Source organism: Pseudobutyrivibrio ruminis CF1b, assembly GCF_000424005.1.
GTDB classification, from domain to species: Bacteria; Bacillota; Clostridia; order Lachnospirales; family Lachnospiraceae; genus Pseudobutyrivibrio; species Pseudobutyrivibrio ruminis_C.
Genome location: NZ_AUJB01000008.1, coordinates 413,470 through 437,468, shown reverse-complemented (window position 1 = coordinate 437,468; position 23,999 = coordinate 413,470). Strand labels below are relative to the sequence as shown.

Genomic DNA, 23,999 nt, shown 5'->3' with positions numbered 1-23,999 from the left:
TAAAATGAATTTTGGCTTCCCTTCGGGAAGCATACACCTCATCCGTCAGCTCCGCTGACACCTTCCCCTCAAGGGGAAGGCTTAATCAAGAGCTTCCAGCCGTTAGGATGGAAGGTTTCATTCTATACCATATATAAGCGCATTACATATAGCGGCTGCGATGTTGCTGCCACCTTTTCTTCCTTCGTTTATGATGTATGGCACGTCAGAATTTAGGAATAATTCCTTGGCTGCCACTACATTTACAAAACCAACAGGTACTCCTATGACAAACTCTGGAGTGAAGGTACCTGCTTCCATCATTTCATAAAGTGAAATAAGTGCTGTAGGTGCATTGCCTATTGCAAAGATTACAGGCTTTCCAAGCTTGGCTGCCCGCTCCATTGATACAGTAGCACGGGTAACCTGGCGTTCTTTGGCTTCTGCTGCCACATCCTCGTCAGCCATGAAGCAATGTACCTGACCGCCATAAGTAGCCAGCTTCTTTTTGTTAATTCCAGATAAGGCCATGTTTGTGTCTGTGACAATGTCAGCCCCGTTTCTGATGAGCTCTCTGGCCTTTTCTATGCCGCCACTTGAATAGCGCATAGTTTCGGCGTAATCAAAATCTGCGCTGGTATGAATGGTTCGCATAGTGATTGGAGCCTCCTGGGGAGGGAGTGTGACACCTCGATCAGCCAGCTCCTGCCTGATTATTTCAAAGCTTCTTTTTTCAATTTCGTTTGGAAGTACAAATTCTATATTCATCCTAATATTTTATATATATACTCCATATCTAAATTTTCACGTAACACCTGAGCCAGCTTATCGTACTCTGCTTCCTTTAGCTGCTGGTAATCTACAGAGTCAGCTTCAAGGCTGAGCCCCTTTGACTGGGCGATTTCAGAAACAAGTCTGTATGCCAAATCTCCATTATCAAAAATTCCATGGACATAGGTTCCAAGAAGATTTTTATTCTGAACAAGAATAATATTTCCTTCATCATCCCGCTCCACAATCTCCAAGGAAGGATTCTCTGAATCAACGGTTGTCACACCATTGTGAATCTCATAACCTACAAACTCTTCCCCAGCTAATCCGGAATAAATTCCTGTTAAATCATCAAAGCAGTCCTCTGTCTGGCTGCGATATTTTTCTCCACTGAGCACAGTTTCAAGAGGAAACAGCTCAAGTCCTCTGATAGAACCGCCCTCTTCAACCCCTTCTGGATCGAGGACTGTATTTCCCATCATTTGGAATCCACCACAGATTCCTACTACGGGACCTGTCATGGCAAATCTCTTTATGGCTGCTTCCATACCAGACTCACGCATCCATCGTAAATCCGATATTGTATTTTTACTTCCTGGAATAATTACAAGGTCTGAGCCTTGCAGCTCCCTTGGGTTAGAAATAAATCTAACATTAACACCAGGAATATTTTCAAAAGGTGCTATATCAGTAAAATTTGATATTCGAGGCAGGCGAATCACCGCCAACTCTACCGTATTTACGTTATCACCGTAATCAAAGGAATTGCTAAGTCTTTCACTCAGGCTATCCTCATCATCTATCATTAATCGCACATAAGGCACTGTGCCAATCACCGGCACTTTACCCATCTGCTCAATCATTTCAATTCCAGAATCAAGGAGACTCTTATCTCCTCTAAATTTATTTATAACTAGCCCTTTTACTCTGGCTCTTTCATCTTCTTCCAAAAGCTCCAAAGTACCAAGAAGCTGTGCGAAAACACCACCTCTGTCGATGTCTCCCACCAAAAGAACAGGAGCATCCACAAGGGCTGCCATTCCCATATTTACAATGTCATCTGACTTTAAATTAATCTCTGCCGGAGAGCCTGCTCCCTCTATTACAATCACATCTGCCCACTCTTCAAGCTTGTGAAAAGCTGCTAGAATATCAGGCACAAGTTTTTTCTTATAAGCGAAATAATCTCTGGCAGACATATTGCCCACCACTTCACCATTTACAATCACCTGGCTGCCCACATCATTTGTAGGTTTCAGCAAAATAGGATTCATATATACGGATGGTGCCACACCTGCGCACTCTGCCTGCATAGCCTGGGCTCTTCCAAGCTCCAGACCATCTGCAGTCACAAAGGAATTCAGCGCCATATTCTGAGATTTAAATGGTGCCACCTTTAGACCATCCTGTTTAAAAATTCTGCACAGGCCACCCACCAGAAGGCTTTTACCTACATTGGACATGGTGCCCTGGACCATGATTACTTTAGACATTTTGAATACTCCAATAATCCAGATATTATTCTGTCTCCGGTTCCCGGTTTCATCCTGTACATTTTCTCCAAATTCTCCCCTGTAAAAATCTCCTCTGGAGTTCCGATTTTATAAATACTTCCATCACAGATTCCAATAACCTTATCTGCAATGGCAGGTACAAATTCAAGTTCGTGAATAGACATTAATACGGCAATATTTCGCTCCACAGCCAGCTTCTTGATAACAGATAAAATATCGATCTTATACTGAATATCAAGGAAGGAGGTAGGCTCGTCGAGAATCATTATCTCTGGCTCCTGAGCAATTGCTCTGGCAAGCATGACTCTCTGACGCTGTCCATCACTTATCTTCATAAAGTCCTTGTTAGCTACATCCTCAGCTCCAACAAGGGCGATTGCCTCTTCTACCTTTTTCTTATCCTCAGCAGTAAGCAATCCGAGTCGGCCCGTGTATGGATATCTTCCCATGGCCACCACCTCAAAGCATGTCATCAGCTCCGGATGGATTCTTTCTGTCATTAACATAGACATCTTTTTGGCAAGCTCAACTTCAGTAAGTGAATCATCTATATCCTCACCTATAAATAGCTTTCCTGACATCTTTTTAAGCTGTCTTGTTATAGTTTTTAGTATTGTAGATTTTCCAGAACCATTTGGACCAATTAATGCTATTATTTCTCCTGGCAAAACCTGAAAAGTCGCATCTGAAATAACAGCCCTTCCATATCCGACTGTTAAATCCCTTGCACTAATTTGTTCCATGTCCCGCCTCCTTACGCTTTATTAAAAGATAAATTACTACAGGCGCAAGTCCGATAGCTGTTACTGCACTGATACTTAACTCCACTGGTGCAAAGGCAGTACGTGCAATACCGTCACAAACCAATGTGATAATAGCTCCACCTAAAAAACATGCTGGAATCATTACTATAGGTTTCGAAGTCCTCATGAGACCTCTCATAATATGAGGCACTGCTATTCCTACAAAAGAAATTGGTCCGGCAAAAGCTGTTACTGTACCTGATAACACACTTGAAAGCATAATAAGTGAAATTCTAAGTGCACTAATATTTACACCCATATTCCTTGCATAGTTTTCACCTAACTGATAAGCCCCTATTGGCTTTGATAAAAAGAATGAAAAAAACAGGGATGCTGAAATAAAAATCGCTGATATATAGACATTTTCCCATCTAACACCAGAAAAGCTGCCTAAAGACCAGTTGTGTAAATTGACAATATTTGAGTCATCCGCAAATGCGATAATAAATTCCGTAATTGCGGAACAGATATATCCAATCATTACGCCGCATACTACAAGCATAGACATATTTCTTACTTTTCTGGATAACAGCAAAACAATTCCCATGGAAATCAGTGAACCTGCAAAAGCATTTATAACCATTCCAGCAGAGCTCATAATTCTTCCCTGCTCTAAATAAACTACCATTGTGAGAGCTACAAAAAGCTTTGCCCCTGATGAAATACCAAGGACATAAGGTCCTGCAATTGGATTGCCAAAGAAAACTTGAAGTAAAAAGCCTGAAACAGCCAAGGCTCCACCTAGAATTATGGCCGCGAGAATTCTAGGAAGCCTTATAGAAATAATGATTTTATCGAGATAAGCATCTCCTGAATTAAAGAGTGCTTTTAAGATTTGTGGCATAGTAATATCTGCGCTGCCCATACCAATGCTCAGCACAAAAATAGCAAAAAGCAATATTGTCATTCCCAAAAATTTAATCAAGTAATATCTTTTTTTGTTGTTCAATGTTTAATCCTCTAGCTGATAAATAAATGATAACGACTCATCTTCTTTAACTAAAATATTATGTATATCCTCTATTAATTCTGCCACATCACTGGTCCTTTGAAAATAGCTCTTTTCAATACAGTACACTCTGTTTTCCTTAACAGCCTTGAAATTTGCTAAAACCTCTGACTTGGCAACAAGCTCATCAATAGATGAAAGCTCGCCTTCTATTGTGCTGTTATATAAAAGCACATCTGCATCTGCGGCCTGAAGGTAGAAATCCTCCATTGTAATCTTAATGGTAGATACAGCACTATCTTCTGTATCCTCAATGTTTGTTGGTACGTAGTTACCACCGGCCATCCCTACCATAGTAGAAATGTAATCTCCTGGGCGTCGTACCACCACCTGACCATTAGATGAGATAGAAAATACTGCGACTTTTAGTCCAGTATTGGAATTTTCCTCCACTTTGCTAACTCTTTTAACCTGTTTTTCAAAAACATCGTTAGCTACATCTATTTTGTTATATAAAAGACCATAAAGCTTAATCCACTCAAGTCGTCCCAGTGGATTTTTTTCATAACTGGACTGCTCTACAATAACAGGTATTCCCAATGATTCCAGCTTTTCCTTAACGGAAGGCTTGTGATAAATCATGGTATTCTCAATGGCAAGATTGCAGCCTTCTGTAAGAAGCAGCTCGTAATCAGGCGCTGAATACTTTCCGGCATAAAGAATATCTTTACTTTTCATAAGCTTCTTCGCCTGTGGAATATACCAATCATTAACGTCCGTACCAGAAAGTCTTACATTTGATAAGGCATCAATGGATGCTAATAAATCCATCACAGATGTAGATACAAGATATGTCTTATCAATTGCACCAAGGACTGTTGCCCCCTTTACATTTCCTTTAAAGGTTCCTGCTTTTTCAGGGTATATAAAATATTGGGCCGCATTTCCCTCACCAATAGTGATAAATGAAAATTGATTTCCATTTTCATCCTGATAGAAATCAACAGAATACTCAGTGGCATACTGAAGCTTTAAAGAAGATACATATGTGTACCCACTCAGGTCTGGCTTTATGGAAGCTGATCCTGATAATACCTCTTTCTCTGCCGCAGCATCATTATTTTCATTATCAGGTGAATATACAGTAAGCGTGTACTCTATCTCATGAGGAGTACTCATGGCTGTAGTATCACCAATTACAGTAAATGCTTTATCAAACTGTGAAAATGGTATCGTAAATACGGAATGCTCCTCAGGTGTAGCCTCATTATCAAATCTTACGCCATCAACAACCATATAGTCATAATGAGAGCTGGACCAAACAAGCTTAACTGTCTTGTTCTCTCCTGTTACTGAAACCTCCGCAGGAGATTCCACCGTAGCCTTGCCGCTGCCACCTTCCAAGGTGACCTGACAGCTATAAACTGCACTTTCCTGCCTGGATTCTACAACATTATTCTCTATTAAATTGTCCTTATTAAAAAAGCTGCAGGCTGTAAGACTCAAAGCCAGCACTGCAGCTATTAAACCAAATTTTTTCAAAAAACACCTCTACAACTGCTATTGCAGTCCCGGATCTATTCTTCTACGACTGGGTTTGTAACACTAACCTTGTGGTCGTACCAAACACCCTTTTCTCCAATAAGAGCAAGATCAAACTCTGTATCTAAAGCAGCTACTGGAACATCAAAGCCATGAACCATTTCTGAAGTGCCATCGTCATATGTCACTTCGTCATCTGTAGACTGAAGCCAATTAGCCTCATCACTCTCAGCATCAGCCGCAAGACCTACATATAGATTCTGAATCTTGTCAGAAACAAGTGAAATGTGAACTGTAGCCTGACCATCCTTAACTGTAAGAGTACCGTGACCATTCATAGCCTCATTTACATGGAACATGCTGCTATCTGTATTAAAATCTACCTGATATACTCCATCCTCAAGATCGATTTCAGCTACCTCAGTAGCCTCTGCCTCAGTATCCTCAACAGTATCTTCCACCTGCTCAGTTTCAGGAGCTACTGTCTCCTCTACTACAGTCTGTTCTTCTGTAACCTCTGCTGTTTTATTACCACAGCCTGCAAGAGCTGCCGCCATTGTCAATACTAATGCTAATGCTAAAAATCTGCTTTTCATTTAATAAATCTCCTATAATACTGCCTTTGTATGCTCAACGTAAATCTTCTGAACATCTTCGATTCCACCAAGTCCTGAAATCTGACAATCAACTGACTCAAAGCTTCCATCTGCTGTAAACATAGACTTCCAAGAGTCATCATCGTCACCAGCCATATCGTTATTTGCGTGATCACCAGCAACAACCATAAGTGGACGAAGAACTACCTTTTTGAATCCTGCTTCCTTAACAGCTGCAATAATATTCTCGCAAGATGTCTCCTCTGGTTCACCTTCTACTGTACCAATAAATACGTTCTTATAACCAAGGTCATTCATCTGTGTCTGCATCTGTGAATATGTAACCTTTGCTGTGTGGCTTGTTCCATGTCCCATAAATACAAATGCAACACCTTCATCAGCTGCAGCATCAAGACTGTCAAAACCACCTACAGAAACAGCCTCTGCTACTACAGCCTTTGCTACTGTTTCCTTATCCTTGTTTACCTCAGCTGCATCCTTTCCAACCTGACCAAGAAGTGGCTCTGCAACCTTTACTGAATCGAACTTATCTGCATATGCATCAACTGCTTCCATAAGCTCATCATACTCTGCACCGTGCATAAGATGTGTAGGCTGAACAACAAGGTTCTTAACACCATTATCTACTGCTCTATCAAGAGCCTGCTTTACATTATCAATCTTTTCATTATCACGAGCTAAAATGTGATTGATGATAATCTGTGCTGTAAATGCACGTCTTACTGACCAATCTGGATTAGCCTCTGCGATAGCCTTTTCTACACCACCGATATCATTTACACGGCTATCATTGAATGATGTACCAAAGCTTACTACAAGAATTTCGTTCTCACCGATTTCATCCTGATTTAAAGGATCATCCTTAGATGCATCACCTGTATCTCTACCAAAGTAATCTGGATCAGCTTCCTCTCCCTCAACTAATTCCTTTTCCTCATCAGTAAGTGCATCCCAAGCTTCCTTAGCTGCCTTACACTGTGCTTCTGTGTCCTCTGTCCACTCCTGAACATAAATTGCATCAATTAATTTTGCTACTTCCATTGCTCTGTTTACGTTTGCATCTCCATTGGGCTCTTCAAAAACTGCATCACTACTTTCTGTTGATTCGGCTGTTTCAGTTTTAGCCTCTTCACTAGTTCCACAAGCTACAAGACTTAAAGACATAGCCGCAACAAGTAAAACACTTAAAACTTTTTTCTTCATTTTTTATTATACCTCCATTTTTCAGGCGGACAACAAATCAAAAGGGTCGCATAGTGCGACCCTCAATTCTACAAAAACAAGAATTAAGATTCGAAAGTCCGCAAATCATTAATTTAAGAATAGGCAGGTCTCCTGACTTCGATCATCATCTGCATTCTCTTCCCAAGCAATGCTCAGTGACATGAATACAAACTCCCTGACACAGTGACGGCTTCGTTCTGGATTCTCACCAGATTCCCTTTTCACCCATACCAATTTCGCAAATACGAAATCTATAGGCACCTATACTTCTTAAAACATATTTAATTCTAAGAAAAGTTAACACATTTACCCTACTATGTCAAACTTATGCACTGTCATTCTTAATAGAAATAACTGATACCGCAAATGCGATATTATTGTTAACTGGATTCTGACCAATTCGCTTTATAAAAACATCCATCAAAAGTCCAGCCTCACAGGCATTTTCTACAAGAACCCAATCTTTTGTATCCGTAACAGAAACAGTATCTAAAAATCTTTGAGATGGAAGGGACTTTTGTTTAATCATAATATGACCAAGATCACTTTGCTCTATATATCCAAGCTTCACAAGAAACTGTGCAAAAGCTTTATTGTAACGAACAACAAATAAACTATCTGCCCTGAGCTCAAGTATTCCAGTAGGAATCTGTCCTAAAAATTCATTTCCAGTCCAGTTAACATCTGCGGTCACATCTGGACTCATTACATTAGTGCGGGTTATTGCATCATAATATTCTACTTCAGCCTCATGCTCGATTATATTTCCTACATTTGCCTCAATAATTGTATACCACTCTTCCAAAGGAATAGGCTTTGCAAAATGAAATCCCTGTAGTTTTCCTGCACCTACTTCTCTTAGGAACTTGACCTGATCTGCTGTTTCCACTCCTTCTACAACAGTATCAATTCCAAGCTTTCGTGCCATCTGAATAAGCTGGGTAATAATGACATGAGTTTTTTTAGAGGTTGCAAACTCACGCATAAAACTCATATCAAACTTAATCAAATCAACATCGAATTTCTGCAGCATGTTGAGGGAAGAATATCCACTGCCAAAATCATCCATCCAAACCTTAAAGCCAGCATTGTGGAATCTTCTAATTTGTTCTATTACAAATTCTGTTTCCAGTGATGATACACTTTCTGTAATTTCAATGGTTATTTTATCTGGAGTAATTGATGATGCTTCTACCCTCTTTGCTATTTCTTCTACTATGTCACATAACTGGAAATCGTATTTTGAAAGATTGATTGAAACAGGAACTATAGGATAGCCCTTTCTTTCAACCTCCTCTAAATCTCGCAATACACATTCAAGAATGTATAAATCCAGCTTATGAATAAGCTTTATATCTTCTAATATGTATATAAAGTGCTGTGGAGGAATTAATCCTTTAACAGGATCAATCCATCTGGCCAAAGCTTCTTCATCGCAAGCCTGACCATTTATTGCTCTTATAATCTGCTGATAGTATGGACGAATCCACCCCTCCTCCATGGCTTTTTCGAAATTATTAATTACATACTCATAGTTAGTTGAGGATGCATGAATGTTTACGTCATAATAAGAAAACTTTGAAACATAGGCCCCCTTTTCCTTATCGCTGGCAATCTTTGCCCTATCAAAGGCACTGGCTGCAGATATTTCTTCAAATGCATCAGAATAAATACCAACATGAACAGGAACACTTCTGCCCTCATTGGCATATTTCATATCTTCAAATATCTTATTTAATGTTTCCTCTAGTCCTTCCATTTTCGTATATACGGCAAAATGGTCAGAACCCATTCGTCCACAATTCTCATTTGAAAAATACTTTTTTAAAATTATTGATGTGGCTATTAAAAGATTATCTCCTTCTCGAAGTCCATACTTTTCATTAAAGTATTTCATACCTGTCAAATCAAAAAATACCATAGCCGGAGTATATCCGTCTTTACGATATCTTCGACCGCCTGCCTCTGCAAGTTGTAAGAAATAAGACATGTTTGGTAAGCCTGTAAGCGTATCATAAAAATTATCCCTTATCAGACTTTCCTTTGTCATAATATCATTGAAATTAGAAGCCAGCTTTTCTGTAAGTGGATTATCCCCATTTAATCCCTCTACCATATAAATGGTAGCTGAAAGCATAAGTCCGCTTGGGGTAAAGAAATGCTCTCCATGGGCATGTAAAATAACATAGTCATTAGTATACTTTGACATTGTTCTGTATACACAATCGTAGTTATCACCACCAGCAGCGAATTTCAAAGCTGCATCAGCTACTCTGGCTTTATCATCGGGATGAGTGTCTTTATACATGTCCTCATCTAAAAGTGCAATGACATCCTCTCGCTCCATCCCCATAAGCTTACACATTCCATCGGTAACTAATACTGTCACTACGCGCTTATCTATATACTGATATATTGCCATGGCAATATTAAGTCGTTCTAAAACTCTTTTTTCAGATTCATCAAAGTTATACTTGTCCATTTTGGAATAACCCCTTTTTCATTTCAAAACAAATAGCTTGAATCACCTACTAAAAGTCAGTATAAAAAAAAATAATGAATTAACTGTTAAAAAAACATTCAATTCATTATTTTTTATAATTATTTAATATCAAACTGTTCGCGAAGTTCTTGGGCTCTTCTCTCCACTTCCTCAATAAATTCTCTGGAAGATATAAGTCTTGCTCCTGCACCTCTGATGATTACCTGCTCCAATCCATCTGAGGTAACAACAGAAATATCGTACTTCTTTCCATGTTCATGGGTAAATCTCTCAATATATGCATCAGCTGTCTGAGCTTCTGCTGTAAATACCTGATGAATATTAAGATAATCTGAGTAGGTTACCTCATGACCTTTAACTCTGTAAGCATCAAAAACTGCAATGACATTGTAGTCTGTCATAGCCTTATAGTTACTAAGAATATCTAAAAGCTTTCCTCTGGCACCGTCTAAATTAACATCCAAAACAGCCTTCAGCTCTGGCCATGCATAAATAAGATTGTAGCCGTCCACAAGAAGATATTTTTCCTTTGCCTTTACTTCCTTTGGAGCTGTGTAGACATAATCCGAATCTACTCGTCTAGGACGACTGCTGTCTCCATAGTGCCAACCCTTTTTAGGATTCTTCCCATGATTACTGTGGGTAGCCATGTGAAGGATTTTATCTATCTCATCTGGATCAAGCCATTCATCAACAGAATGATTCATTCTCTTAGTGACAACCATTTCATCTTCTGCTGCTGATTTTTCACTGCGACAAGGCACATGACATTTTTCTTTAACCTCATCCCAGCCTACAATAACAGCACTGCCGTGTGAACAAAAGACTGATGAAGCTGGATTTTCCACATCAGATTCAGGATTATATCCTATCTGTTCTTTTACCTCCTGGATATTGTGACAAGGCATATAACCATGGAATGTAAGTGCCAGCTGGCCCTCACCCTTGGTGTAGGTAATGAGCTTTGACTGATAGTTTCTGATTTCTGAAGCTGGTGCTATACCTGAAAGCTTTGACATGCCATTCACATCCTCTGGCACCTCAAATGAGCCTGACATGGTCTCGATATCAGTCATGGCTCTTCCTATAGCATCTGCTGGAACCAGAAGCTCGAATTTATAGTAGGGCTCCAGAATAACTGAGCCTGCCTCCATAAGGCCCTGTCTTATAGCCCTGTAAGTAGCCTCTCTGAAATCTCCACCTTCAGTATGCTTGATGTGAGAACGTCCTCCTACAATGGTAAACTTTATATCAGTTAAGGGAGCACCTATTTCTACTCCTAAATGTTCCTTCTCTAGAATATGAGTCTCTATAAGTCTTTGCCAGTTTAATGCCAAATCATCTGTAGCCACATCCGATTCCACAACTATTCCACTGCCAGCCGCCAAAGGCTCCATCATAATATGAGCTTCCGCATAGTGTCTCAGTGGCTCGAAATGTCCAACGCCCTCCACGGGTCCTGCTATGGTCTCTTTGTAAAGAACTCCAGATTCTTCAAACTCTATATCATAATTTAGCTCTCGCTTGATTTTATTAATAAGGATTTCTGTCTGAACCTCGCCCATGAGATTCATTTTTATCTCTTCCTGATGGGAATCCCAGCTTACATTTAAAGATGGGTCTTCCTCATTAAGTGCCAGAAGCTTTGGGTACGCCAGCTTTGGCACCGTTCCATCTGTGAACACAAGCTTATATTGGAGAACAGGACGAAGCATAAGCTCCATTCTATTATCTTCCATACCAAGTCCCTGACCTGGAAATGTTTCCTTTGGTCCCACAATGGCTACCACATCACCGGCTTCTGCCATTTCTACCTGCTGGTATTTAAGACCGGAATAAATACGAAGCTCGTTTACTTTTTCTCCATTTGGAAGAACCTCTTTAACTTTAAGTTGGCCCCCTGTTATTTTTGTAAAGGTAAGTCTTGAATCTCTGCCAAGACTTTCTATTTTATAAATACGTGCACCAAAATCCTGCACCCTTTCAAGGCTCTCTGACAGTAATGACATAAATGTCATCAGCTCAGTTACACCTTCATTTTTCATGGCCGAACCTGAAAATACCAGGAATGCTTTTCGTTCAACAACCAGCCTGCTAATTGTCTCCTGCGATAAATCCTCTGTCTCAAGAAACTCCTCCATGGCTGCCTCATCTTCCATGGACATAGATTCCTTGTCAGAAAAGAGAACACATCTATCAGAAAGCTGTGCCTTTAAATCAACAAGCACATCCTCCAGACTGGCAGCTTCCATATCCATTTTATTTACGAATATAATAGTAGGAATATTGTTCTTTTCCAAAAGCCTAAAAATGGTTTTGGTATGAGACTGAACACCATCAGTACCAGAAATCAGTAGGATTGCATAATCAAGAGCCCAGATAGCTCTCTCCACCTCAGTAGCAAAATCCACATGGCCTGGTGTGTCCAAAAGAGTAATCGACTGATTGTTAAAATTAAAAACTGCAGGCTTTGAAAAGATAGTGATTCCCCTGGCCTTTTCCTGAGAATCAGTATCCAAAAAAGCGTCCCCATGGTCTACTCGACCAATGGACGCTATCTGGCCTGCGTTATACAGAATTGCTTCAGACAATGTAGTTTTTCCCGCATCTACATGTGCCATTATTCCCCACACTGTTTTCATTAATTATAACCTCTAAATCCTTTACCAATAATTTCGCTGGAATTGGTAATTGCTATAAATGCAGAAGGCTGGTTTCTTCTGATAAAATTCTTCAGCTCAACTGCCTGCTGTCTCTTAAGAATTGTAAGAATTACTGTCTTCTCCTGATGACCATAGGCTCCCTCTGCCTTGTAAACAGTAGCACCCTTTCCCAAGTCATTCATAATGAAATTGACTATAGGCTCTGGGTCACTGCAAATTATAGTAAAATACTTTGCAAGATTAATATTTTCAATGGTCTCATCCACTACAAGAGACTTAGCCAAAAGGCCAACCAGTGAAAAGAGACCTGTCTGTACATTAAATACAAGGCAGGCACATGCAACGATGAAAATATCAGACATCAAAAGTGCTGTACCAATATCTACCTTTGTATATTTCTTTAAAATCATAGCCACAATATCTGTTCCACCTGAGGATGCACCAAGGTTGAAGAATATTGCAGATGAAAAAGCTGGAAGTCCTACAGCAAATAAAAGCTCCAGGACTGGCTGGTTTGTGAGAGGGCCATCCATAGGACAAACCATCTCCAAAATTCTAGGTCCAAAGGAAACAAGCAAAGTAATATATGTAGTCTTTAACCCAAATTTCTTTCCAAATACAAGGAATCCGATTACAAGCAGAATCATATTAATGATTAAGTTGATATTTCCCGGTGTTCTAGGTAAAAGCTCAGCAAGTACGATAGAAATACCACTGACACCGCCGAATGAAAAGTGGTTAGGGAATTTAAAGAAATAGATTCCAATAACCATAACAGCGGATGCTATTGTAAACATGATATATTCGTAAATATCCTGTTTGTGCATGTAAATTTTATGAATCATAATAAACGTAACCCCTTCGGATAATGATTTTTTATCTGACCCTTAACAGCCTTACCCCATCCTACAGAATATCCATCTACAGAGATAAGTGTCCACCCATCAGACACATCAGCCATCACTGACTGCCCTCTAAGGTAATTCTGAATATCCTGACTATCAGCCGATAAGTTATAGCTGTTTTTCACTTCATCTCTGGTAAGTGCCAATGCCAATGCATGGCTAGGTTCAAATCTGTTTTTCTTCAAAGTACCAAGGAAAAGTCCTCCTCTAAGTACATGAAGTCCGCTAAAATCTGGACAGTTGTTTGGAAGACTGTAAAGCAAATCTCCAAGTAATAACAAATTGCTGTTTAAGCTTCCCTCCAGTGTATCTTTAGCGAATACTAAATAATCATTTAGTATTTTATTATTTATTTTTTTTAAGTCGTATATGGCTCTATCCTCAGCACATTCTTCTCTGCGGGACTGAGCATCTGATTTTTCCAGGAGAGCTGCGTAATGCCCCTCTCCCTTAACCTCATGAGGCCACAAACGCCTTTCCTCAATAAGAGTCATATCCGGATGACGACTGATAAAAGCAGCCACTGCTTCCTCATCTTCTAATCTGGCAAAAGTACATGTGCTATAACACATTCTTCCACCAGGAATAAGCATCTCATAGGCTCTGTCTAAAATCTCTGCCTGTCTGTCAGCACACATCTGAACAGAATCTAAAGACCATTCAGCACAGGCATCATGATTCTTTCTAAACATGCCCTCGCCCGAGCATGGTGCATCTACCATTATCTTATCAAAATATTCAGGAAATGTTTCTGCAAGCTTATCTGGATATTCTGATGTGACAATGCAATTTCTAATGCCAAGTCTTTCCACATTTTCAGATAGAATTTTTGCACGATTTTTCATAGGCTCATTGGAAATCAATATTCCTTCGCCATTTAAATATCCTGCAATCTGGGTAGACTTTCCTCCAGGAGCAGCACACAAATCAAGACAGATGTCCCCTGGAACAGGCGATAACATCTCTACAGGAAGCTGTGCTGATGCATCCTGAATATAATATACACCTGCAGCATGGTAAGGATGAAGCCCCGGTCTGGAGTCGTCATCATAGTAGTAGCCATTCTGGCTCCACTCCACCTTTCCTGTAAGCATTGAAGACATAGCTTCCACTGCAGAATCATCTGCTTTTACAGGATTAAATCTAAGTGCAGATATCTTATTTTCCTCATAAGAACGCAAAAACGCATGGAAGTCAGGACCTAAGTCCTGCTCCATGCGATTAACAAAATCAATTGGTAAAAAAGATGTATCCATTTACATACGCTCCGGTGCATTGAAACCGAGAAGGTCAATGGCCTTTTCAAGAACGCCCCTTGTAAGCCATAAAAGCTTCAGGTAGCTGGCCTTAACTGTCTCATCCTCCTCAGCCAAAATCTTTGTGTCATGATAAAATCTGTTGAATGCATTTGCTAAATCGTAGATATAAGCGCAAATCTTGTGTGGTGCCATCTCCTCATAAGCTGATGAAAGAGCAGCCATGAACTTAGTAAGCTCAAGCTGAAGTGCACGCTCAGACTCAGAATGTGCAGGTAAGATTGCTCCATCAAATGAGCTAACTCCTGCTTTTGTAAGGATTGATTTACAACGTACGATTGTGTAAAGAATATATGGGCCTGTGTTTCCTTCTGCTGAAGTGAAACGATCGATATCAAAGATATAATCCTTTGATGCCTGATTTGAAAGGTCACCATACTTAACAGCTGAAAGACCAACAATCTGTGCAGTCTTTTCTGCCTCTTCCTCATTCATAGTACCATTCTCTCGAATTTTCTCAAGCATCTTCTCCTCTACTTCCTGAAGAAGATACTCAAGACGCATAACGCCACCCTGACGTGTCTTAAATGGCTTGCCGTCCTTGCCATTCATAGTACCAAATCCCACAAAATAAAGATTCTTATCTGCTGGAACAATGCCAGTCTTCTTTGCACAGCGGAATACCTGTGTAAAGTAAAGCTCCTGACGCTTATCTACAACGTAGATGATTGAATCTGGATTGTAATCCTTCATACGCCATACAAGTGTTGCAAGGTCTGTTGTATTGTAAAGAGATGCACCATCTGACTTAAGAATCATACATGGTGGAACCTCTTTTGTATCTGTCTCTTCCTTAACATCTACTACAAGAGCGCCCTCTGAAATGTAAGCAAATCCGTCGTCCTTCATCTTCTGAACCATATCAGGGATGTAAGGCTGCGCATCTGACTCACCCTTCCAAAGATCGAAATCTACATCAAGCTTCTCATAGTTTCTCTTAAGGTCAGTAACTGAAACATTAAGAATGTGTGTAAGAAGTGCCTGATAGCCCTTACGTCCGTGCTGAAGCTCGAATGTAGCTGTCATGGCTGCTTCCTTATATGCAGGATCCTCTTTTGATTTTCCTGATGCACATGGATAAATCTCCTCCAGCTCTGTAATAGAAAATGGAGGCTCTGAAGGATATTCTCCATCGTAATTCTCATCAAAGTAAACAAGCTCTGGCTTGCGAAGCTTAAGCTCTGTGATGATAAGACCCATCTGAAGACCCCAGTCTCCAAGATGAACATCACCGATTACTTCATCGCCCATGAAACGTGCTGTACGCTTAATAGACTCACCAATGATAGCTGAACGAAGATGACCAACGTGAAGTGGCTTTGCAACATTTGGTCCGCCGTAATCTATCATAACCTTCTTTGGTGAAGAAACTTTGTCTACACCAAAACGTTCTGTATCATTAGCCATATTTGAAACGAACTCAGCGATGAATTCGTCTGAAAGATTCATGTTAATGAAACCAGGAGGGCAAGCCTCACACTTTGAAAACATGCTGTTTGCAGCAAGCTTCTCTGCTACCTCGCCTGCGATGGCGATAGGAGCCTTCTTGTATTCCTTTGCAGCTGCAAGAGCTCCATTACACTGGAACTGGCAAAGGTCTGGACGGTTTGAAAGAGAAACCATTCCGTATTTTTCGTCATAGCCACAGGCTGTAAAACCAGCTACAACTTCTTCCTTAATCTGCTGAAGAATTGCTTTCATTCTTATCCTCCATATAAAATCTATTTATAAAATTAACTTAAAATAAGTCAAACCCACGGTGCTTGATTATACCATAAAAAAAAGAATCCCACAATCGCGGGATTCTCAATAAATCAAGGATTATATACCAATATAATTCAAGATATAAATCACAAGAATAATACCCAGACCGATTGAGTTAAGAATCAGTAACTTTTCTCTGGTCTCCTGTCTGAGCTTTACCTGATTAAGTGTTTCCTGTATTCCGTTTAGCTTAGTCTCAAGAACATCGCATTTCTGCTCTAAAGGCAGAGTTACCTCTTCAATGTTCTCACGAATTGAGCTCTTTAATTGCTTAGCGATATTTCCGTTGTTCTCACCAGGCTGTTCTAGATCTTTGGAATCAATAAGCTTTTCAAGCACAGAGATACTGTCCTTCAGCCGTGTAAACTCTTCTTTAATATCACGTTCTGCAAAATCAGATAAGTCGATAATATTTTCTTCGCTAATCATGCTTATTCCCCTTTCTGTCTAGAGTTTAGAATAATTTTACCACTTTATTCATAAAAAGAGTATAATATTTCTATGAACTTTTTAGAGGAAGGAGCATCTAAATATGTTAGAAATCGGAATGAAGGGAAATGCAGAAACAGTCGTCACTCTGGACAACACTGCCAAAGCTTTTACAAGTGGAGCTCTGGAGGTTTTTGCAACACCAGCCATGATTTCTCTTATGGAGGAAACATGTTGGAAAATGGTACAGCCAGAGCTTGAGGAAGGCCTGGGCACCGTAGGTACAAAGGTTGATGTAAGTCACATGGCACCAAGCGCTATTGGCTCCACAGTCATGTGCGAAGCAACTCTCATCAATATTGATGGACGCAAGATTACATTCGAAGTAGTTTGCTCCGACGAGAACGGAATGGTGGGAATGGGTACCCACGAGCGCTTCATTATCAATAACGAAAAATTTATGCAAAAAGCTACAGGACATAAATAAAAAAACAATAAAAAACGGCTGGGACTTAAATGTCCCAGCCGCATTTTTTACTTAGCCGAATAATCCGAAGAACTTCTTTACCTTAATTGAAACAGGTGCAGACTCCTCTGAATATACTCTGTCTTTGCCACTTCCCTGGTATGAAACCACCTTGTAGTAGTATGTCTTGTTATTTTCTACTGAAAGATTCCAATAACCGTTAACACCACTTACAGTAGCAAGCTTTGTGTACTTACCATTCTTTGATGTGCTGCGATATACAACATATCCATCAGCGTTAGCATCCTTATTCCACCTTACTAGAACGCCAAGAAGTGTCTGATCTATTCCACTGATTGAAGGCTTCTTAAGCTTCGGTCTTCCAACCTCTACTACATCCTCTAAAACTGTCTCTTCAACAACTGCTGCCTCTTCATTATTAATGCCATAAACCTTTGTTCCAATTGTTGTCTTCTGAGACTGAAGTCCCTTCTTAACTGTAAACTGTACAGTCATAAGAGTTCCCTTAACAGACTTTGGAGCATCACCAACGAAGGCATATGCAACTCCCTTTGAAGCTCCATCCTCAAATGCTTTGTTAACATCTGCATCAGCGAATTTGATTCCCTCTGAATCGCTCTTAAGCTCAAGAACAGCTGGATCATATTCAACAGCAACTCTACCATCTGTAACAGTTGTCTTATCTAAAGTTACCTTTACAGTAACTTTCTGGCTGTCGCCCTTACCTGTAGACTGCACTAATGTATGAACAGGTGCCTTCTCTGCAGCTAAAACTGGTGTAGCAGGTATTCCAGTAAGTAATGTAATTGCTGCCATACCGAGAACGACTGCTCTTCTTAAATTCTTATTCATCATTCTCTCCTCCTAACTGGTCCTCTACTACTTCAGAATCCTCTTCTGATTCCTCTGTCTCTTCTTCTGTAGCATCATCTGTAGTCTCTTCTGTAGCTTCTTCCTTTGTCTCATCATCATCTGACTCTGACTTCTTAGAATCTACCTTCTCTTCTGCCTTAACATCATCAGCCTTCTTCTCATCTTCAGAAGCCTTTGTGTCCTCAGCATCTTCATCCTTTGAATCAACAACCTTTACCTTTACTTCAGCTGTAAGGTGCTTACCTCTCTTATCTGTAGCTACAGTATAAACTGTAAGTGTTGTCTCTCCAGCCTTCTTAGCTGTGATTACACCTGACTGAGAAACAGAAGCAACGCGGCTGTCATCACTAATCCAAACAACACGATTGTAGCCCTCTGCTAACCACTTAGGACCAACAGTAGCTGTAACCTGTGCCTTCTCGCCTACCTGAAGCTCAACTTCATCCTTATCTACTGTAAGCTCTGAAACATACTTTGTATCAGCGTGACCAGTATTGTTGAAACGATATACTGACTTATTCATAGCGTAGTCAATAACGTCTACATAGAATACATCTTCTGGAGCATCGATAGAGATTGTAATATCCTCATCTGGTGTCTCCTGATTTACTGCATACTTGCCGATGATTGTTTCCTTATCGCTACCAATTACAAGTACAGAAGCAGTATAACGATTATCATATAATGTAAGGTCATACTTGCCATCCTCACCCTTAACAGCATCTACAACAGCTGGAGCTGTGTTATCAATTGTCATTGGAGTTGTAAGGTACATGCCTGGAGCTGTAAGTGTTGTTACATCCTCAACATCATCATAGTATGCAGGAATTGCCTGAAGTGTAATATCAACCTGTGTTCCATCTGGAAGTGGGTTGCCTTCAGCATCTGTACCAGCCCAGTTAAGTTCCTGCGCTGCAAGAGTTTCCATCCATCTACCCTTGCTTGCATAATAGAACTCAGCGAAATTCTCGCCCTTTGAAACCTTCTCAAAGTACTTCTCGCCAGTCTCTTTATCCTTAATTGTAAGAACAACTCTGCTAGCATTTCTGATTAATGTGTAGTACTGAGAACCAAGGTATGTGCCATTCTCTGAGCTGATTGCATTTCTATCAGCAATGTACTTAGCATCATCTGTGAAGTAGTTAGGAACGTAGTAGTTCTCATTATTCATTCCAAGTGGGAAGATTGAAAGGAAGTTTGTTCTCTGAACACCAGAGTATGTAACTGCATCATAATCTTCATTGTGCCAGTACTCCATGAAATCAAAGTCTTCATACATTGGAGAATCAGCCCAGCTTCCATAGAAAGCAAGGAATGGAACTGAAAGATCTACAGTACCATTTACATAGATGAATCCATCTACATACATACCATTTTCGAAGCCTGCAAGATACTGTCTATCCTCCTCTGAAAGGTTGATGTTAACAGAAATCTTTGTGCTGTCCTTAACTTCAACAACTTCAAGGCCAAGATTTACATCTGCGTTACCCTTGATTGCCTTAGCAAAGGTGTAAACATCCTTTGTATTTACAACGCCATCCTTGTTGAAATCGAAGTATTCTTCGTTGCTCTCAACAATTGCTACTGACTTTGTACCATTTACTACCTGAAGAAGAACCTTGCGGTCCTTTGCATTTACCTTACCATCATCGTTAAGGTCATATACAAGCTTTGTATCATCAGCTGTAAGTGTTACAGCTGGGTTAAGCTTATGTGATGTGCCAGAGAAGTATGTTGTACCCTGCTTATCATAAAGCTCCTCTGTTAATACTGTTGAATCAAGTACATAGTACTGTGGCTCAACCTCCATGTTGTAAATGTCAAAGTCGAATGAGTAAGAACCTGTCTTTGATGGATCATCACCAAGAACAGCCTTTACCTTACCATCATTTCCTTCCTTGTCACCAACAAGGATATATGAAGGTGATGAAACAGCATCCTGAACGTTTGCAAGACCTGCACCCTGTGCACGTGGAGAATACTCAAGACCGTTTTCTCTGTCATTTCCTTCATATAATGGTGATGCTGTACTCATAAGGAGTGACTGAGCAAGTGTACGTACAGAAACACCATTTAACTCTGCAAGATCATTCTCACGAATGTACTGCTGAACAAGTGCACTCTGACCAGCGATTGATGGAGCAGCCATTGAAGTACCACTCATAAGTCCGTAAGAACCATTATCTCTTGTTGAGAAGATATTTCCACCAGGAGCTGTAATCTCTGGCTTAAGATCAAGTGTACCAGGAACACCAACTGATGAGAAATCACTCATTGTGTAACCATCTGCAACATCTCTTACTGTCTCAGGAAGTGATGTTACCTTGATTGTTCCTTCGTAAACGCCCTCAGCGACCTGCTTACCTGTTGCAGCTACAGCCTGTCCATCAGCCTGTGTGATAGAACATACTGGAATAGTTGCATCAGAGCCCTGCATTGTCATGCTGATTGTACCTGGCTGGTTATTGTAAATTACACAAGCCTTAGCACCAGCTGCTGCTGCGTTCATGTGCTTCTGAGCAAATGTGATAGAACCACGAGATACAAGTACTACCTTATCCTTAACATCTACACCTTCATAATCAGAAGCTTCACCGATACCATCAAAGTATACGAATGGATACTCAACACCACTCTGATCAGCTGTTGTATCAAGCTCATAGAAATGTGGTGCAAGTGAATCTGAACCATCTGCAAAGAATACATGCTTATCATCTGTAGTAGCAAAATAGAAAGATGTTAAACCTGAGTTAACAGCACTAGCTACTGTAAGAGCATTGAAGTATGAACCTGGTGAGCCAACTGTATCAAGGTTTACATCCTTGCTTAAGTTTACTCCATACTGAGAGCTATCTGACCAGCGACCTGAGTTACCAGCTGAGATAGAAACTACAGTACTTGTTCCTTCAAGCTTCTTGAAAATATCATTGATATAACCTTCTACATCAGATGACTCACCAGCAGCTGAAGAACCAAGTGAAAGGTTTACAGCATCAGCCTTAAGGAGAATTGCATCCTCAATAGCTGCCATATAATCATCTGTGTATGCACCACCGTTTGTACCGAAAACCTTCATTACAATAAGCTGTGCATCTGGAGCGATACCTACAACGCCTGCTGCCTGCTTATCATAACCTGTTGCTGAAGTTGCACTTGGTACATAAGTGTTTGCAAGAGAAATACCAGCTACATGTGTACCATGGTCTCCCTCATCATCATTGTCATGTGTAATATCAAGGTTTGAATCTACATAGTTAAATGCAAATGCTACCTTCTCGTTGTTGTAAAGAGTATCTGCTGTGATATCAGCATCTCTCTTGAACGCATTAAGATTTGGTAATACGTTATCAATTTCTTCCTTATCAAGAAGATCATAATCAGCTACAGTCTTGCTTGCAGCTTCTGCTGTCTCCTTAAGGTGAGCATCGAATGCACCGCCATCAAAAGATGGATGATCAATATCAAGACCTGTATCGATTACAGCGATTCTTGTTCCTGCTCCTGTGTAACCAGCTGTCCATGTGTTGTAGCTGCCTACCATGTCACCTGAAGTGATTGTATTAGGCTCTGCCTCTACCTGTGGGTCATGCTGTGCTGCTACATATACAGCTGCAACTCCGTCAACCTTTTCAATCTCCTCAATGTCCTTAAATGCTACATCAGCTGAAATAGCATTTGTTAAGATAGAGAAATTGTAGTTAACCTCAAGAGCTTCTCCGTCAAGAGCTTCTCTCTCGATTTTCTTTACTTCATTCTCCTGCTGAGCTTCGATTTTATCAGCGGCCTTCATAGCAGCCTTGTTGTCTGCTAAATCTGCTGTGTCGAATCCCTTGTCGAGGACGCTGTCGCCCTCCATAACAATAATAACTCTGGTCTGTTCTTCTGGATCCTGAGCTTCTACAGGTGCTTCAACTTCCTCCCCTGCGATAGCTTCCTTAGGATCAACAAGACCTTCTTCTTGAGGATCTACTTCCTCAAACAGTGGCTCCTCAGCATCTGATGTCTCTTCAACCTCTGCAGTCTCTTCCTCTGATGCTTCAACATCTTCGGCCTCATCTGACTCTTCTGAAGCGGCTTCAACAGCCTCCTCTGAAGCAGCTGCTTCGACGGCTACCTCTGCTGACTCGTCAACTGGACTAGCAAGTGCTGTAAGTGCTGGCGACATTGTCATGGCGGCTGCCAGAATTACAGACAATACCTTTTTAGGTATCCAGTTCCTTCTCATATAATGAGTCCTCCCTTAATATTATTTATAAAAAAACGTACCCAACCTTATACAGTCAGATACGTATTTCTATCTATTGGTTTTCTTTATAATAATTCCGATTAGAATAGCTACAGCTAAAAGTGCCGCTATTACAATTGGAAAAGTGACCCCTGTTTTAATACTAGTATCTAAATTGTTGTCCTGAACTTCAGTTGTTGTCTCTGAAGTAATATCGTTGCTTATAACTGATTGTGAATCAGTATTTGATGTCTCTTCTGTTTCTTGTGCTTCTACCTTCTCATCTGTCTTCTCTTCTGTCTTATTTGCTGTCTCTACTGTTTCATTTGTAGCATCTTTTTTTTTATCAGTATTTGTAGTCTCTACACCTGTATCAATCTTTACAGATGACACTAGCGATAACTGTTCAATTGATTTAGCTTCTGCCTGTGAAATAACAGCTACTACTGCATTGCCAGAATCATCTCTTCTGATAACTTTAAGGGTTTGACCATTACAAACCTTTTCTTCAATAGTACCAATGCCTTCATCAATAGAAATGTCATTCGTAAATACGATATAAGCATGCACAACAGCATCACTATTTGTACCTTCAGATATACCTAACTCATCTTTATTGATTGTGGTATCCTGTTCCTGTTTGTCTAAATTATTTCCTACAAATGAATCTGTTGTAACCTCAGTAAATTCAACTTTTGCCATATCTTCTCTACTCAAAAAATAAAACTATGTTTAATAAACAGTACTAATTTAAATTGATATCACTTTCAAGTGTTAAAGTCAAGAAGTTTAAAATAAATTCCTATATAGTTTTTTTTTATACTTCGATATAGGAATTTATTATTAAATAATCATGTATTTTTATGCATTTTTTACTATCTCTCTGGCCACTTCTATTCGGGTCATCCTTCGGTCCATAGCCTGCTTTTCTATCAGCTTATGAGCCTCTTCCTCAGAGATATTTTTCTCCACCATAAGGAGTATTTTTGCTCTGGAAATAACTTTCATATCCTCAAGTTTTTTCTCAAGCTTTTCATTTTCTTTATGTGCCATGTTAATACGTCTTTGGGCAACCTTCGCAAGCTTTAGCGCTTGCCAAAAGAGTTGCTTATTAATAGGCTTGCCTACGGTGATTACGCCATAGTCTTCTACCTGGGCAGAAATCTCCTCCAAACGCTCAGCCTTAACAAACAGTATTACCTGACACATATTCTTTTCAGCGATATCTATGGAAAGTTCTTCTCCACTGGTTCCTCCTATAGGACCATTAATAATGCAAATCTCAAAATCATAGTCCAAAATAGCTCGCTTTGCCATAGGGCCACTTGTAACTGCCACTATGTCAATATAGCCATTTTCTTTTAGGAAGGATTTGTAAAAGGAAGTTCCCTTTTCGTTATCGCACACAATTAGTGCCCTATCCATTTATTAATAC

18 protein-coding genes and 1 riboswitch are annotated in these 23,999 nt (G+C 40.1%); of the genes, 1 reads left to right on the top strand and 17 read right to left on the bottom strand.

Annotated elements, in window-relative coordinates; all coding sequences use genetic code 11:
* Positions 1–117 precede the first annotated feature (117 nt).
* From G592_RS0104240 to G592_RS0104180, 13 genes are all read right to left on the bottom strand, one after another.
* The gene (locus tag G592_RS0104240; protein ID WP_036951722.1) at positions 118–747 is read right to left on the bottom strand and encodes a precorrin-8X methylmutase; all 630 of its coding nucleotides are present in this window, start codon (positions 745–747) and stop codon (positions 118–120) included.
* Positions 744–2,243, bottom strand: a complete 1,500-nt coding sequence (locus G592_RS0104235) for a cobyric acid synthase (RefSeq protein ID WP_028246712.1) — start codon at positions 2,241–2,243, stop codon at positions 744–746. The genes G592_RS0104240 and G592_RS0104235 overlap by 4 nt, the downstream gene beginning before the upstream one ends.
* Positions 2,231–3,007 carry an ABC transporter ATP-binding protein gene (locus G592_RS15635; RefSeq protein ID WP_051194755.1) on the bottom strand — a complete coding sequence of 259 codons (777 nt, stop codon included), beginning with the start codon at positions 3,005–3,007 and terminating at the stop codon, positions 2,231–2,233. Before G592_RS15635 ends, G592_RS0104235 begins: the two co-directional genes overlap by 13 nt.
* Entirely contained in the window at positions 2,994–3,974 is a 981-nt protein-coding gene (locus G592_RS0104225; RefSeq protein WP_036951998.1) for a FecCD family ABC transporter permease, read from the bottom strand. Before G592_RS0104225 ends, G592_RS15635 begins: the two co-directional genes overlap by 14 nt.
* A 45-nt stretch (positions 3,975–4,019) precedes the next feature.
* The gene (locus G592_RS0104220; RefSeq protein WP_028246710.1) at positions 4,020–5,558 is read right to left on the bottom strand and encodes an ABC transporter substrate-binding protein; all 1,539 of its coding nucleotides are present in this window, start codon (positions 5,556–5,558) and stop codon (positions 4,020–4,022) included.
* Between the two features lie 35 nt (positions 5,559–5,593).
* Positions 5,594–6,154 (bottom strand): hypothetical protein, encoded by a 561-nt coding sequence (locus G592_RS0104215; RefSeq protein WP_028246709.1) that lies wholly within the window; start codon positions 6,152–6,154, stop codon positions 5,594–5,596.
* A gap of 12 nt (positions 6,155–6,166) precedes the next feature.
* Positions 6,167–7,378: a sirohydrochlorin cobaltochelatase gene (locus G592_RS0104210; protein ID WP_028246708.1), complete on the bottom strand. Its 1,212-nt coding sequence runs from the start codon at positions 7,376–7,378 to the stop codon at positions 6,167–6,169.
* A 104-nt stretch (positions 7,379–7,482) separates the two neighbouring features.
* Positions 7,483–7,679, bottom strand: a riboswitch (cobalamin riboswitch).
* Positions 7,680–7,724: 45 nt separating this feature from the next.
* A complete protein-coding gene (locus tag G592_RS15630; RefSeq protein ID WP_051194754.1) occupies positions 7,725–9,881 on the bottom strand; it encodes an EAL domain-containing protein in 2,157 nt (718 codons plus the stop codon).
* 119 nt (positions 9,882–10,000) lie between these two features.
* A complete protein-coding gene (locus tag G592_RS15625) occupies positions 10,001–12,544 on the bottom strand; it encodes a translation factor GTPase family protein (RefSeq protein WP_051194753.1) in 2,544 nt (847 codons plus the stop codon).
* Positions 12,544–13,410: a YitT family protein gene (locus G592_RS0104195; RefSeq protein ID WP_036951719.1), complete on the bottom strand. Its 867-nt coding sequence runs from the start codon at positions 13,408–13,410 to the stop codon at positions 12,544–12,546. The genes G592_RS15625 and G592_RS0104195 overlap by 1 nt, the downstream gene beginning before the upstream one ends.
* Positions 13,407–14,726: an RsmF rRNA methyltransferase first C-terminal domain-containing protein gene (locus G592_RS0104190; protein ID WP_028246706.1), complete on the bottom strand. Its 1,320-nt coding sequence runs from the start codon at positions 14,724–14,726 to the stop codon at positions 13,407–13,409. Before G592_RS0104190 ends, G592_RS0104195 begins: the two co-directional genes overlap by 4 nt.
* On the bottom strand, positions 14,727–16,487 hold the full coding sequence (gene argS, locus G592_RS0104185) for an arginine--tRNA ligase (protein ID WP_028246705.1): 1,761 nt from the start codon (positions 16,485–16,487) through the stop codon (positions 14,727–14,729). It abuts the gene before it with no gap.
* A 120-nt stretch (positions 16,488–16,607) separates the two neighbouring features.
* Entirely contained in the window at positions 16,608–16,979 is a 372-nt protein-coding gene (locus G592_RS0104180; protein WP_028246704.1) for a hypothetical protein, read from the bottom strand.
* 103 nt (positions 16,980–17,082) lie between these two features.
* Between G592_RS0104180 and G592_RS0104175 the strand changes: the two genes are divergently transcribed.
* Positions 17,083–17,466: a thioesterase family protein gene (locus tag G592_RS0104175; protein ID WP_028246703.1), complete on the top strand. Its 384-nt coding sequence runs from the start codon at positions 17,083–17,085 to the stop codon at positions 17,464–17,466.
* Positions 17,467–17,517: 51 nt separating this feature from the next.
* On the opposite strand, the gene G592_RS0104170 is transcribed toward G592_RS0104175, so the two are convergent.
* The 4 genes from G592_RS0104170 to G592_RS0104155 form a co-directional block, all read right to left on the bottom strand.
* Positions 17,518–18,318, bottom strand: a complete 801-nt coding sequence (locus tag G592_RS0104170) for a cohesin domain-containing protein (protein ID WP_028246702.1) — start codon at positions 18,316–18,318, stop codon at positions 17,518–17,520.
* On the bottom strand, positions 18,311–22,564 hold the full coding sequence (locus G592_RS0104165; protein ID WP_028246701.1) for a S8 family serine peptidase: 4,254 nt from the start codon (positions 22,562–22,564) through the stop codon (positions 18,311–18,313). Before G592_RS0104165 ends, G592_RS0104170 begins: the two co-directional genes overlap by 8 nt.
* A gap of 69 nt (positions 22,565–22,633) precedes the next feature.
* Positions 22,634–23,266, bottom strand: a complete 633-nt coding sequence (locus tag G592_RS0104160; protein ID WP_028246700.1) for a hypothetical protein — start codon at positions 23,264–23,266, stop codon at positions 22,634–22,636.
* Between the two features lie 159 nt (positions 23,267–23,425).
* Positions 23,426–23,989, bottom strand: a complete 564-nt coding sequence (locus G592_RS0104155) for an ANTAR domain-containing response regulator (RefSeq protein ID WP_028246699.1) — start codon at positions 23,987–23,989, stop codon at positions 23,426–23,428.
* Positions 23,990–23,999 lie beyond the last annotated feature (10 nt).

Excerpts from the sequence above, each read along its gene's own strand:
- G592_RS0104240 (WP_036951722.1), bottom strand. The coding sequence starts at position 747 with ATGAATATAGAATTTGTACTTCCAAACGAAATTGAAAAAAGAAGCTTT.
- G592_RS0104235 (WP_028246712.1), bottom strand. The coding sequence starts at position 2,243 with ATGTCTAAAGTAATCATGGTCCAGGGCACCATGTCCAATGTAGGTAAA.
- G592_RS15635 (WP_051194755.1), bottom strand. The coding sequence starts at position 3,007 with ATGGAACAAATTAGTGCAAGGGATTTAACAGTCGGATATGGAAGGGCT.
- G592_RS0104225 (WP_036951998.1), bottom strand. The coding sequence starts at position 3,974 with ATGACAATATTGCTTTTTGCTATTTTTGTGCTGAGCATTGGTATGGGC.
- G592_RS0104215 (WP_028246709.1), bottom strand. The coding sequence starts at position 6,154 with ATGAAAAGCAGATTTTTAGCATTAGCATTAGTATTGACAATGGCGGCA.
- G592_RS0104210 (WP_028246708.1), bottom strand. The coding sequence starts at position 7,378 with ATGAAGAAAAAAGTTTTAAGTGTTTTACTTGTTGCGGCTATGTCTTTA.
- G592_RS15630 (WP_051194754.1), bottom strand. The coding sequence starts at position 9,881 with ATGGACAAGTATAACTTTGATGAATCTGAAAAAAGAGTTTTAGAACGA.
- G592_RS15625 (WP_051194753.1), bottom strand. The coding sequence starts at position 12,544 with ATGAAAACAGTGTGGGGAATAATGGCACATGTAGATGCGGGAAAAACT.
- G592_RS0104195 (WP_036951719.1), bottom strand. The coding sequence starts at position 13,410 with ATGATTCATAAAATTTACATGCACAAACAGGATATTTACGAATATATC.
- G592_RS0104190 (WP_028246706.1), bottom strand. The coding sequence starts at position 14,726 with ATGGATACATCTTTTTTACCAATTGATTTTGTTAATCGCATGGAGCAG.
- argS (WP_028246705.1), bottom strand. The coding sequence starts at position 16,487 with ATGAAAGCAATTCTTCAGCAGATTAAGGAAGAAGTTGTAGCTGGTTTT.
- G592_RS0104180 (WP_028246704.1), bottom strand. The coding sequence starts at position 16,979 with ATGATTAGCGAAGAAAATATTATCGACTTATCTGATTTTGCAGAACGT.
- G592_RS0104175 (WP_028246703.1), top strand. The coding sequence starts at position 17,083 with ATGTTAGAAATCGGAATGAAGGGAAATGCAGAAACAGTCGTCACTCTG.
- G592_RS0104170 (WP_028246702.1), bottom strand. The coding sequence starts at position 18,318 with ATGAATAAGAATTTAAGAAGAGCAGTCGTTCTCGGTATGGCAGCAATT.
- G592_RS0104165 (WP_028246701.1), bottom strand. The coding sequence starts at position 22,564 with ATGAGAAGGAACTGGATACCTAAAAAGGTATTGTCTGTAATTCTGGCA.
- G592_RS0104160 (WP_028246700.1), bottom strand. The coding sequence starts at position 23,266 with ATGGCAAAAGTTGAATTTACTGAGGTTACAACAGATTCATTTGTAGGA.
- G592_RS0104155 (WP_028246699.1), bottom strand. The coding sequence starts at position 23,989 with ATGGATAGGGCACTAATTGTGTGCGATAACGAAAAGGGAACTTCCTTT.